The 12,494-nt window shown below is 68.1% G+C and carries 12 protein-coding genes; all 12 read left to right on the top strand.

Going from position 1 to position 12,494, the window contains the following annotated elements; all coding sequences use genetic code 11:
• Positions 1–51 precede the first annotated feature (51 nt).
• The 12 genes from ASE30_RS16495 (at position 52) to ASE30_RS16440 (ending at position 12,483) form a co-directional block, all read left to right on the top strand.
• Positions 52–954, top strand: a complete 903-nt coding sequence (locus ASE30_RS16495; protein ID WP_057285907.1) for a LysR family transcriptional regulator — start codon at positions 52–54, stop codon at positions 952–954.
• 223 nt (positions 955–1,177) lie between these two features.
• Positions 1,178–2,149 (top strand): tripartite tricarboxylate transporter substrate binding protein, encoded by a 972-nt coding sequence (locus tag ASE30_RS16490; RefSeq protein WP_082601608.1) that lies wholly within the window; start codon positions 1,178–1,180, stop codon positions 2,147–2,149.
• 10 nt (positions 2,150–2,159) lie between these two features.
• Positions 2,160–4,148, top strand: a complete 1,989-nt coding sequence (locus ASE30_RS16485; protein WP_057285364.1) for an aconitase family protein — start codon at positions 2,160–2,162, stop codon at positions 4,146–4,148.
• Positions 4,149–4,434: 286 nt separating this feature from the next.
• Positions 4,435–5,292, top strand: a complete 858-nt coding sequence (locus ASE30_RS16480) for an N-acyl homoserine lactonase family protein (protein ID WP_057285363.1) — start codon at positions 4,435–4,437, stop codon at positions 5,290–5,292.
• A gap of 9 nt (positions 5,293–5,301) precedes the next feature.
• Positions 5,302–6,261, top strand: a complete 960-nt coding sequence (locus ASE30_RS16475) for an ABC transporter ATP-binding protein (RefSeq protein ID WP_057285362.1) — start codon at positions 5,302–5,304, stop codon at positions 6,259–6,261.
• Positions 6,258–6,971, top strand: coding sequence for an ABC transporter permease (locus tag ASE30_RS16470; protein WP_057285361.1), 714 nt, complete (start codon positions 6,258–6,260; stop codon positions 6,969–6,971). Before ASE30_RS16475 ends, ASE30_RS16470 begins: the two co-directional genes overlap by 4 nt.
• Complete coding sequence (locus ASE30_RS16465) at positions 6,968–8,350, top strand: GldG family protein (RefSeq protein ID WP_057285360.1); 1,383 nt, start codon at positions 6,968–6,970, stop codon at positions 8,348–8,350. The genes ASE30_RS16470 and ASE30_RS16465 overlap by 4 nt, the downstream gene beginning before the upstream one ends.
• Positions 8,347–8,898 carry a DUF4340 domain-containing protein gene (locus tag ASE30_RS16460; RefSeq protein WP_156407690.1) on the top strand — a complete coding sequence of 184 codons (552 nt, stop codon included), beginning with the start codon at positions 8,347–8,349 and terminating at the stop codon, positions 8,896–8,898. Before ASE30_RS16465 ends, ASE30_RS16460 begins: the two co-directional genes overlap by 4 nt.
• A 296-nt stretch (positions 8,899–9,194) precedes the next feature.
• Positions 9,195–10,100 carry a branched-chain amino acid ABC transporter permease gene (locus tag ASE30_RS16455; protein ID WP_057285358.1) on the top strand — a complete coding sequence of 302 codons (906 nt, stop codon included), beginning with the start codon at positions 9,195–9,197 and terminating at the stop codon, positions 10,098–10,100.
• Entirely contained in the window at positions 10,100–11,080 is a 981-nt protein-coding gene (locus ASE30_RS16450; RefSeq protein ID WP_057285357.1) for a branched-chain amino acid ABC transporter permease, read from the top strand. Before ASE30_RS16455 ends, ASE30_RS16450 begins: the two co-directional genes overlap by 1 nt.
• A 2-nt stretch (positions 11,081–11,082) precedes the next feature.
• Complete coding sequence (locus ASE30_RS16445) at positions 11,083–11,823, top strand: ABC transporter ATP-binding protein (protein WP_057285356.1); 741 nt, start codon at positions 11,083–11,085, stop codon at positions 11,821–11,823.
• 3 nt (positions 11,824–11,826) lie between these two features.
• Complete coding sequence (locus ASE30_RS16440) at positions 11,827–12,483, top strand: ABC transporter ATP-binding protein (RefSeq protein ID WP_057285355.1); 657 nt, start codon at positions 11,827–11,829, stop codon at positions 12,481–12,483.
• Positions 12,484–12,494: the final 11 nt, after the last annotated feature.

The raw sequence follows: 12,494 nt of genomic DNA, 5'->3' as shown, positions 1-12,494 counted from the left end.
TACGATCCCCCGACAATGCGGGACACGCCCCGCCGCCCCTGCCTGCCCGCCATGGAAAACATCCTACGCAAACTCGATCTGACCTCGCTGCGCCTGTTCGTGGCGGTGTGCCAGGAAAACAGCATCGCGCGGGCGGCCGAGCGCGAGTTCATCGCGCCTTCCGCCGTCAGCCGCCGCATCGCGGACCTGGAGTCACTGATCGGCCTGCCGCTGATCGCCCGCCATACCCGCGGCGTGACACCTACGCCCGCCGGGCAGACCGTGCTGCGCCACGCGCGGCAGATCATCGGCGACGTCGAGGCCATGGGCGCCGACCTGTCCCGCTTCTACGAGGGCGTGAAAGGGCATGTGCGGGTGGTGGCCAACCTGTCGGCCATCGTGCAGTTCCTGCCCGAAGACGTGGCGGCGTTCCAGCGCCTGTTTCCCGACGTGGATATCGACCTGGAAGAACAGCACAGCCCCGACGTCCTGCGCCTGGTGCGCGAGCGCGCTGCCGACTTCGGCATCTGCAACCAGATCGCGGGCGCCGAAGGACTCGAGCAATTGCCCTACCGGCGCGACCGGCTGGCGGTGATGCTGCCGTCCAGCCACCCCAAGGCGTCGGCCCGCCAGTTCAGCCTGCAGGACATTGCCGACGAAACCTTCGTGGGCCTGCGCGAAAACAGCGCGCTGACCCAGCTTCTGGCCACGCAGGCCGCGTCCATGGGCAAGACGCTGTCGGTCAAGATCCGCGTGGCCAGCCTGGACGCGCTGTGCCGCATGGCGCATGCCGGCCTGGGCATCGCGGTAATGCCGCAGCAGGTGGCAGAGCTATACCTGCAGGCGCTGGATGTGGTGGTGCGTCCGCTGTCGGACCCCTGGGCCCGGCGCCAGCTCTGCATCGTGTATCCCCGGCAGGCGCAACTCTCCGCGACGGCGGCCTCCCTGGTGAAGTTCCTGGCGCAGCAGGGCTGAGGCCACCGCGAAGCGCTGTCGCGACACGCCAGCGCGACACGCCACCGCGACGCGCCGTCGCGACACGCCGCCGCAACACGCCGTCGTGACACGCCGTCGCCATTCGCGATGGCGGGCCTGCCGAGAAGGCACTTCGGCAATCGCGCCGGCGTTCGTATAGTCAAGACGCGTTCATCGCCGGTACGGGGCATCCAGACCCCGCTGCGTCCTATACGGAGACATCATGACCCCCACCAGATTGCTTGCAAGCTGTGCGCTCGCGCTCGGCGCCCTTTGCGCGGTCCCGGCGTCCGCCGCGGACTATCCCGACCGCCCCATCCGGCTGATCGTGCCCACGTCGCCCGGCTCGACCGCCGACATGGTGGCGCGCGTGGTCGCCGAGAACCTGGGCAAGACGCTGGCCCAGCCCATGATCGTAGAGAACCTGGCCGGGGCCGCGGGCATTCCAGGCACGCGCCAGCTCGTGTCGGCCAAGCCGGACGGCTACACCCTGGGCATCGTGTCGTCCAACCACGCCATCAATCCCAGCCTGTACAAGAGCATGCCCTACGACGCGGTCAAGGACATCACGCCCATCTCCGTCATCGGCACGACGCCGCTGGTGGTCGTGGTGGCGGAGAATGCGCCGTACAAGACCATGGCGGACCTGCTGAAGGCGGCGCGCACGCAGCCCGGCAAGATCAACTACGGCTCGTCCGGCACGGGCAGCGTCCTGCATCTGGCCGGTGAACTGCTGAAATCCAAGGCGGGCGTGGACATGATGCATATCCCGTACAAGGGCGGCAACGCCCTGATCACCGACGTCATGTCCGGGCAGATCCAGGTCGCCTTCCTGGCGATCCCGTCGGTACTGGCGCAGGTCCAGGCGGGCAAGCTGCGCGCGCTGGCGGTCAGCACGCCCGAGCGCCTCGCCGTCCTGCCCGGCGTGCCCACGCTGGACGAGGCGGGCGTGAAGGGCTATTCCTACGACGCCTGGATCTCGCTGATCGGGCCGGCGAACCTGCCCGCCGACATCGTCCAGAAGCTGCAGGCCGCGGCCCGCAAAACGATGCAGGAGCCGACGGTTCTGAAGGCGCTTTCGCCGCAGGGTTTCGTGGCGCAGGGCAGCAGCGCCGAGCAGGCGGCCCAGACGCTGGCCGATGAGATCACCAAGAGCCAGGCGCTCGTCAAGGCCGCGGGCGTCAGCATTGAATAGCGGAATCGCCATGACCGCCGCATTCGTCATCGACGGCCCGGCCCGCCTGCTGTTCCTGGCGCGGGATCCGGCCTGTGTGGCCGCGCAACTGGCCGGCGCCGCGCCGGACTTGAGCCAGGCCACGGCGCTGCGCGACGATATCTCCACCGACGAGATCACGCCCGTGCCGATCCTGACCCACTTCGACGAGAAGCTGGGCCGCTACCCGTACACCGGCTTTCGCGCGGGGGACACGCTGCCGATCGGCAGCGACGCGGTCAGGCAGGCGGGCATCGACGTGGTCGTGGCGGGCAAACGCTACGGCAAGGGCTCGTCGCGCGAACACAGTCCGATGGCCGAGAAGTCGGCCGGCGTGCGGCTGGTGATCGCGGAAAGCTTCGAGCGCATCTATCGCCAGAACGCCGACAACATCGGGCTCTACACCAGCACCGACATGGGGCTGGTAGCGCGCCTGCAACGGGGCGAACGCATCACGGTCGACGAGATCGTCGCCGGGCGCGACGCGCTGGCCGCCGCCATCGTCAAGGCGGGCGGGCTGCTGGCCTTCGGGCAATCGCAACTGCGCGACGTCGCGCCGGTGGACGGCGGACAGGATGCGGCCCCGGACACGCCGCCGCGCACGCTGTTCGAAAAGATCATCCTGCGGCACCTGTTGCGCACGCCGGTGACGGCCACCGAGCCCGCGCTGGGCACGGGCGTCTTCATCCGCGCCGACTGGCGCTTCATCCATGAGTACTACACCGGCATGGCCGCCCATATGCTGCATGCGCGCTTCGGACGGCCCCTGCGCATGGTGGATGCCGGCCGCATCGTGGTCTTTGAAGACCATACGTCCTATGTCGAGGAAAGCCCCAACCACGTGCGGGCGGGCATCGTGCCCAATGTGCGCGCGATGTGCCAGGCGCAGCGCGATTTCGCCGGCGCCTACGGCCTGCGCCAGCACCGCACGCTGACCGAGGCCGAGGCGGCGCGCGACGCCGGCGGCAACGTGGCGGGTATTTCGCACGCCATGATGGCCGAACACTACGCGCTGCCGGGACAGGTGGTGGTGGGCACGGACTCGCACACCCCGCACAGCGGCGCGCTGGGCTGCGTGGCCTTCGGCGTGGGGACCACCGACATGGCGAACGCCTTCGTCACGGGCGCCGTCCGGCTGACGATGCCGGCGTCGCTGCGCATCGATCTGGCCGGCGCTCCGCCGCCGGGCGTCACGGCCAAGGACATCGTGCTGCATCTGCTGGCGCTGCCCGAGATCCGCGCGGGCGCCGGGGTGGGCAAGGTGTTCGAGTTCACGGGCGAGGCCGTCGCCGGCCTGTCCATCGACGAGCGCGCCACGCTCACCAACATGACCGCCGAACTGGGCGGGCTGACGGGCATCGTCGCGCCGGACGCCGAGACGGCGCGCTTTCTGCGCGAGCGCCGCGGCGTGGATGCCGGCATCGAACCATGGATGCGCAGCGACCCCGGCGCATCGTATTCGGCCACCGTGCGCGTGGACTGCGCGGCGCTGTCGCCGATGGTGGCGGCGCCCGGCGACCCGGGCAACGGCGCGGCCTTGTCGTCGATCCGGGTACGGCCCCGCATCGACATCGCCTACGGCGGATCCTGCACCGCCGGCAAGCGCGAAGACTTCGACCACTACCACCAGGTCCTAGCCTGGGCGGTGGCGCGCGGCCTGACGCTGCCGGCAGGCGTGACGCTGTATCTGCAGTACGGCACCACGGCGGTGCGCGACTACTGCGTGGCGCAGGGTTACGACCAGACCTTCGCCGCCGTGGGCGCGCGTATCCTGCAGCCATCCTGCGGCGCCTGCGCCAATTGCGGCCCGGGCTCGTCCACCGATGCCTCGCAGGTGACGATCAGCGCGATCAACCGGAACTTTCCCGGCCGCTCGGGACCGGGCAGCGTCTGGCTGGCCAGCCCGCCCACCGTCATGGCCAGCGCGCTGGCGGGAGAACTCGTATCGTTCGCGGAGCTGCAGGCGCGCCACGCGCCGTGAACCGGCCGCGGGCGCGCCGTCCATTAGGGTTCCTACCGCTTCGGACGGCGTGAAGCCCTGCTTAATAAATCCTTAATTGGCAGTCCACCCCGCCTGAGTCAGAGTGCGCAACAGAGAAAACGGCCGTCAGATGCCGTTTCGGGTTGCGCGTTCTGGCATGGCCCGCCGCAAGGCTCCCTCGCACGGAAAACACCTGTCTAGATGTAAACCCGGGATACACCGGGCGCTTGCCGATTGGCCGCTGCCGCCTGGCCGCGGTTTTCCATGTTGGTCCGAGGAGACAACAATGAGCAAGATCTGGAAATCGCTGGCCGCCGCGTTGGCGGTCATGGCGGGTGGATGGGCGCAGGCCGCCGATGCGCCGCCGGACGTCAAACTGATGCAGCTGTCGGTAGGCAAGATCGAACTGGACAAGGGCTTCATGACCGCAATGGTGGACGTGGGCACCAAGATCAAGATTCCGGTCCCCGCCTACGTGATACAGCACCCGCGCGGCCTGGTGCTGTTCGATACCGGCATGAACCAGGCGACCGCCGACGGCAACTGCGCCAATTACTGGGGCCAGGGCCTGTGCGGCGCGTTCAATTCCATCCAGGGCCGCGACGAGGTCATCGACCGCCAGCTCAAGGCCGCCGGCTTTGACGTCAGCGACGTGAAGTACGTGGTGTATTCCCACTTCCACCTGGACCACGCCGGCAACATCAAGATGTTCCCCAAGGCCAAGCACGTGGTGCAGAAGGCCGAACTGCGCGCCGCCTGGTGGCCCGAGAAATTCCAGCGCGCCGCCTACGTGATGAAGGACTTCGACACCACGCGCGACTACGATTTCATCCAGGTGGAGGGCGACTTCGACCTGTTCGGCGACGGCACCATCGTCCTTCTGGACACCAAGGGCCATACGCAGGGCCATCAATCGCTGCAGGTGAAGCTGCCCAAGACCGGCACGGTGCTGCTGGCCGCGGATGCGATCTACACCGGCGAAAACGAGGCGGGCGTGATCCCGGGCATCACCTGGAACACGGCGGCATCCATGCTGGCCATCGACCGCCTGAAGCAGATCCGCGACGCGCGCCAGGGCCAGCTCTGGTACAGCCACGACGCGGCGCAGCACGCGCAGAACGCCAAGACCAAAGTCTTCGACTGAAGGCGCGCCATGCAGCCTGCCGTTGTCTTGCACAAGGTCTGCAAGTCGTTTGGGCCGCGCCAGGTCCTCGATACCCTCAGCCTGTCCGTGCGGCCGGGGGAGATCGTGGGTCTGCTGGGCCCGAACGGCAGCGGCAAGACCACCACGTTGCGCCTGATGGCGGGCTTTTATACGCCCGATAGCGGACGCATCGAGATCCGCGGCCGCCAGCCGGCCGCGGGGCGCGGCAACGCGGATATCGGCTATCTGCCCGAACGCGCGCCGCTCTATGACGCGCTGACCGTGACCCAATACCTGGAGTTCGGCGCCGGCGTCAAGGTCGAAGGGGGCGCCCGCGCGCGGCGCCAGGCCATCGAGCGGGCCATCGACGGCTTCGACCTGCAAGGCGTGGCGAGGTCCGTGATCGGGCGCCTGTCCAAGGGGCAGCGGCAACGGGTGGGGCTGGCACAGGCCGTGCTGAACGATCCGCCGGTGCTGCTGCTGGACGAAGCCACCAACGGCCTGGACCCGGTGCAGATCGTGGAGGCGCGCGCGATGATCCGGCGGTGCGCCGAGGGGCGCGCGGTGGTGTTCAGCAGCCATCTGATGCAAGAGGTGGAGGCCTTGTGCACGCGCATCGCCATCCTGCGCCAGGGCCGGCTGGTGGAAGACGCCGCGCTGGGGGCATCCCAGGCGGCGCTGCAGTTGCACCTGGCCTTGCCCGGCGCGGGTCATGCCGCGCTGCAAGCGGCGCTGGCCGCCTGCCCGGGCGTGGGCGGCGTGGACGTCGAGATCCTGGATTCGGGCCACAGCAAATGGCGCATCGCCTGGGAATCGCCCGGCGCAAGCGGCGCCGCGTGCGACGCGGTGATGCGCGTGGCGCTGGCGCATGCCGAATTGCGCGCCGTGCTGTCGATGCGGGACGCGGTCGAGACCCGCCTGCTGGCGGCGCTGGCGCCGAACGATCCTCCCGCACGGAGGCGGGCATGAAGGGCCTGGCTGCGCTGTACCGGAAGGAACTACGCACCGACTTCGGCTCCCCCGTGGCGCTGGTGGTCGTGGCGGTGTTCTGGGCCCTGTCGGGTTACCTCTTCAGTTTCAACCTGTTCTTTGTCAGCACCGGGCAGATGGTCACGGCGTTCCACAACATGACCATCCTGCTGATGCTGGTGATGCCGCTGGTCAGCATGCGGGCGTTCGCCGAGGAAGCGCGGCAAGGCACGCTGGAGCTGCTGCTGACCTTGCCCTTGTCGGACTTCACGCTGGTGGCGGCCAAGTACGCGGCGGGCCTGACCGTGCTGGCGCTGATGCTGGCCGGCACCATGTCTGCGGTGCTGCCGCTGGCCTGGTACGGCGAACCGGACTACGGCCCCATCGTGGGCGGCTACATCGGCGTGTTTCTGTATGGCGCGCTGTTTCTTGCCATCGGCATCGCGGTGTCGAGCGCCTGCGCCAACCAGATCGTGGCGGCCAGCGCCACCTGGGGCATCCTGGTGCTGCTGTGGTTCATCGACTATCCGGCGGCGCTGGATGCGTTTCCCGCGCTGTCGCCGTTTTTCCAGGCCCTGTCGCTGTCGGCGCAGCACGTCGACTTCATCCGGGGCGTGCTGCCCGGGCCCGCTACCGTCACGCTGGCCAGCGTGGCGGTGCTGGCGCTGATGGTGGCCGCCGTCAACCTGAAGCGCTGGAGGCTGCGATGAGCCGGCCAGCCCTGCGCCGCGCCGGGCGGCGCTTGTCGCTCTGGCTGCCCGTGCTGGCCGTGGCCGCGCTGCTGCTGGCGGTGAACCTGTGGGCCGCCCGCCATCTGGGCCGGATCGACCTGACGGCGCAGCGGCTGTACAGCCTGACGCCGGAAAGCATCGAGGTCGCGCGCCAGGTGCGGCAGCCTGTTGAGGTGACCTGGTTCTATGACCTGCGCAACAAGAGCATGGTCGACGCCCTGGAACTGCTGCGCCAGTATGAACATGCCAATCCGCTGATCCGCGTGCGCGGCGTGGATCCGGCGCTGCGCCCGGCCGAGGCGCGGGCCGCCGGCATCCAGTTCGCGGGCAGCGCGGTGCTGGCTTCGGGTGCGCGCAAGACCACGATCAACGGCGGCACCGAAACCGACTTCACCAATGCGCTGATCCGCATCAGCCAGAACGGCGCGCAGACCATCTGCTTCACGCAGGGCCATCGCGAAGCCCCGCTCGACAGCCTGACGTCGCTGGACGACCTGGAAGAGCACGGCGACGACGAAAATCTGGTGGCGCGGGTAGAGGTGCACGAGCAGCACGGCCTGGCGATGGCGCGCAATGCGTTGCAGACGTTGGGCTTCGCCACGGTCGCCGTCAACGCGGGCAGCCTGGCGCAGGCGCTGCCACGCTGCGCGGTGGCAGTCGTGGCCGGGCCCCGCACGCCTTTCGGCGAGGACGACGCCCAGGCGCTGCGCCGCTGGACCCACGCGGGCGGCAAGACCCTGCTGCTGCTGGAGCCCGACACCCCGCACGGCCTGGACGCGTTGCTGCGCGACTTCGGCATTGCACGGCCGCCCGGCGCGCTGGCCGATCCGGGCAGCCACTACCGCAACGATCCCGGCAGCCCCGCCGTCAGCGACTACACGCGCCACAAGATGACGCGCGGCCTGCCGCTGAGCTTCTTTCCCGGCGCGGCCGGACTGGAACCGGCGGGCGACGGCTTGCCGCCCGGCGTGGTCGTGACGCCGCTGGCGCAGACCTCGGGCGAGGCGCACCTGCCCGGCCAGGCCCCGTCCCGCTACACGCTGATGGCGCTGGCCACGCGCAATGCGCAGGCCGCCGGCGAGGACGGCTCGGCGCGCCCCGCGCTGCTGGTGGCGGGCGACAGCGACTTCGCCATCAACCGGCATTTCGCGACGCTGGGCAACGGCGCCCTGTTCACCAATGCCGTGTCGTTGCTGGCGGGCGAAGACTCCTTGCTGGCCATCCGGCCGCGCCACTACGAGAACCGCCGCGTCGAGCTCACCAACCGCCAGATGCGCGCCGTGTTCTGGACCAGCACGGTGGCCTTGCCCCTGCTGGCGCTGATGACGGGGCTGCTGCTGTGGTGGAGGCGGCGGTGAACGTGGCGCGCGGCGGTCGGCTTTTCATATGGCTGCTGTTGCTGGCGGCCGGCGTCGCGCTGTCGGCGTGGCAATGGCATGAAGCCGCCGAGTCGCCCGCGCATCACGGCGGCCACACCCATCTGCATGACGACAGCGGCAAGCCCGCGCGGCTGTACGCGTGGGACGCGTCCCGGGCCGCGCAGGTGACGCTGGCCACGCCGGCCGATGCCGTCAGCCTGACGCGCGGCCCGCAAGGCTGGGACGCATCGCCGCGGGGCAGGGCGGCCGGGTTCGACACGGCCGATTTTCTTGCCCTGCTTTCGCAGGCCCGCAGCGACCGCGTGCTGGCGCCGCAAGCCGGCGAAACCTATGGCTTGAACCCGCCGCAACTGCGCATCGAAGTGCGCGACGCCGACGGCGCCAGGCTGGCCCGCATCGACGTCGGCGCGCTTGCGCCGGATGGGCTAGGCCGTTATGTGCAGTTGCCGGATGAGGCGCAGATCCGGATTATCCCCGACTATCAGACACGCGCGCCGCTGGCGGCGATGCATCAGGAAAACCCGTAGCCGGCGGCCACTCCATTGCCTGTTAAACCCGGCTTTCACAAAGATAAATAGGTGCTTGATATACGCCTACCTATACTTCGCACAACTACATGGACGGTCTGCCCGGCGCCTTGACCGGGGCCGAAGAACCGATCCGAATAAGCGCCTTCCGGCTCTTGCGGCATGCACCGCGCAGGGGGACGGCAAGGTTCACAAAGAGACAAGGGCGCGTCGGGCGCGCCCAGGGCGCAAGCCCGCACGCCGCGCCGCGCAAGCGATGCCGCCGCGGCCGTGCTCAGCGTATTGGGAGAAGACGCTTGACCTTGGATCTACTGCCTCTCGCCTTGGTGGACGGCGTGGCATACGCCAGTCTGCTGTTCCTGGTATCGATGGGATTAACCCTGGTGTTCGGCGTGATGGGCATATTGAATGTCGCCCACGGCGCCTTCTACGCCTTTGGCGGGTACGCCGCCGCCAGCCTCGTCATGTTCGTGGCCCCCAAAACCGATTCTCCGGTGCTGCTGTTCGCCGCCCTGTTCGTCGCCGCCATCGCCGTCGGCCTGGCGCTGGGCAGCATCATGGAATTCGTGCTGATACGCCGCGCTCAGAACTACGACCCCATCCTGAAGCTGCTGCTCACCTTCGGCGCCTTCCTTATGCTCGAAGACATCCAGCGCCTGCTGTGGGGCGCGCAACCCTATAGCGCCAGCGAAGTCGTGAACCGGCTGGGCAACATCGAGATCGGCGACATCACCTACACCACCTACCAGCTTGTGGTGGTGCCGATCACCGCATTGCTGGCCTACGTGTGCCTGGAATACTTCCTGCGCCACACCAAGCTGGGCAAGCAGACCGTGGCGACCACGCACAACCGCGAGGTCGCGACCTCGCTGGGCATTAACGCCAAGAAGATCGGCTACATCACGTTCGTGATCGCCACCATCCTGGGCGCGCTGGGCGGGGCGCTGGCCGCGCCCACCACGTCGCTGGTGCCGGGCGCCGGCACCGACATGACGGTGCTGTCCTTCGCGGTGGTCGCCACCGCCGGGTTGGGCCAGATCACCGGCGCGCTCATCGCGGCGCTGCTGATCGGCATCATTCGCGCCATCGCCGTGTACGCCACGCCGGAACTGGAGGTGGCGGTGCCCTACATCATCATGGTGCTGGTGCTGATCATCCGGCCCCACGGGCTGTTCACCGTGGCCAAAGCGAGGACCATCTGATGAAAGTCGCTGTCCTGAGCCTCCTGGCCGCGCTGGTCACGCTGTACCTTGGCTACACCTATTCCTGGACCATCACCCCCATCGTCATCGGCCTGACCTACGCGATCGCCGCGCTGGGCGTATCGGTGATGGCGCGCGCCGGCCAGATCTCGTTCGGCCACGCCATGTATTCCTGCATTTCGGCGTACACCGTGGCCTTCCTGGCCCGCGCCATGCCGGGCGCCGACGCGCTGGCGCTGATCGCGGCGGGCGTCGCCGCCAGCTTCGCCGCCGCTGTCGTGATCGGCCTGTTCGTGGTGCGCTACCGTGGCATCTTCTTCGGCATGCTGAACCTGGCGCTGAGCATGGTGCTGTTCGCCCTGCTGGGCAAGCTCTACACCCTGACGGGCGGTTCCGACGGCATGCGCATCGTGCGGCCGGCCATGGCGGGCATCGCCATGGAGCGGGAATCCTTTGAACGCGCGCTGCTGGTGCTGACCCTGGTCCTGTCGCTGGTGCTGGCGTGGTGGGTGCAACGCTACTTCCGGTCGGGCAGCGGCCAGGCCCTGTCCGCCATCAAGACCAACGAAACCCGCATCGAGTACCTGGGCTTCTCCGCCTACTTCATCATGTGGAAGGGCTATCTGCTGTCGGCCGTGGTGGTCGGTTTCTCGGGCGCCATCCTGGCCCTGATGCAGGGGCTGGTCACGCCGGAAATCGGGTCCTGGCTGCGCTCGGGCGAGTTCGTCTTCATCACCATCCTGGGCGGCGCGGGCCATGCCGCCGGCGCCTTCTTGGGCGCGGTGGGGTTCGAGTCCGTCAAGCTGGTGTCCGCCGCTTATTTCCCGGGCCTCTGGCAGTTCCTGCTGGGACTCACGCTGATCCTGGTGATCTTCATGTTCCCCACCGGATTCGTCGGCCAGATCATGAAGCGTGTCAGGACGCGGGACCGCGCCCAGCGCCGCGAGCAGGCGCCCGTGCAGGCCGAGGCAAGGAATTGAACATGAAACCCCTCATTCAAACCACAGACCTGTACCTGGCCTTCGGCGGCGTGGTGGCCGCGGACAACATCAACTTCGAGCTGCATGAAGGCGAACGCCTGGCCGTGATCGGGCAGAACGGCGCGGGCAAGACCACCTTCATCAACATCTGCACCGGTTATCTGGCGCCCTCCAAAGGCAAGGTGTACTTCGACGGCAAGGACGTCACCGCCATGGCTCCGCGCAAGATCGTGCGTCTGGGGATGGGGCGGTCGTTCCAGCTTCCGCAGCTTTTCACCGAGCACACCGTGCGCCAGTGCGTGGAGATTGCCGCCGCGCGGCGCAACAAGGAACTGAGCTGGTTCCGTTCTCTGGAAAGCACCATCGACGGACGCGAGGTGGACGCCACGCTGGATCTTGTGGGCCTGCTTCCCGAGGCCGACGAGGCCAGCATCGAGTTGCCCGAAGGCAAGCGCAAGCTGCTGGACGTGGCCATGGCGCTGGCGCTGCGGCCCAAGCTCTTGATCATGGACGAACCCACCAGCGGCGTGGCGTCCGAAGACAAATTCGCGCTGATGGAAACCGTGATGCATGCGCTGGATGAACGCCGCGTGACGAGCTGGTTCGTCGAGCACGACGTGGACATCGTGTCGCGCTACGCCACGCGGGTGGCGGCCTGGATCGCGGGCAAGGTGGCCGCGGACGGCTCGCCCGATGAAGTCTTGAACAACCCGCAAATCAGAAGCGAAGTGCTGGGGGCCTGAACCATGTTGAATCTATCGGCCATCAACGTCGACCTGGCGGGAAACCGCATCCTGCGCGACGTCAGCGCCAGCTTCGAGGCGTCGAAAACCATCGGCATCGTCGGCCGCAACGGCGCGGGCAAGACCACGCTGCTGCGCACCATCATGGGCCTCACCCGGATCCGGTCCGGCAAGATCGCCTTCGACGGCACCGACCTGACCGCGCAACCCGGGCATAAGCGGGCGGCCATGAAGGTGGGCTATGCGCCCGAGGACCGGGTCATCTTCCCCACCATGACGGTCGAGGAAAACCTGTATCTGCCGTGTGAAGTGCAAGGCCAGTCCAAGGCGGAAATCCAGGCCCGCGTGGCGACGGTGCTGCAGGTGGTGCCACAGCTTGAGCCCATGCTCAAGCGCTCGGGTTCGGCCCTGTCGGGCGGCCAGGGAAAGATGGTGGCGCTGGCGCGCGCCATCATGGTCGGCACCCGGCTGCTGATGCTGGACGAACCCTTCCAGGGACTCGCGCCCAAGCTTGCGCGCGACTACACCGAAGCGCTGGGCCGGCTGAAGGAAATGCAGCCCGATCTGTGCGTGGTGGTCACCGAGTCGAACGTCAAGCTGCTGGGCGACATCCCCGACCAGATATGGACGATCGAGCGCGGCTCGATCACGCTGAACTGAATTCCCACGGA

Source organism: Achromobacter sp. Root83, from assembly GCF_001428845.1.
Taxonomy (GTDB): Bacteria; Pseudomonadota; Gammaproteobacteria; order Burkholderiales; family Burkholderiaceae_B; genus Achromobacter.
This window is presented reverse-complemented; position numbering and strand designations above follow the sequence as displayed.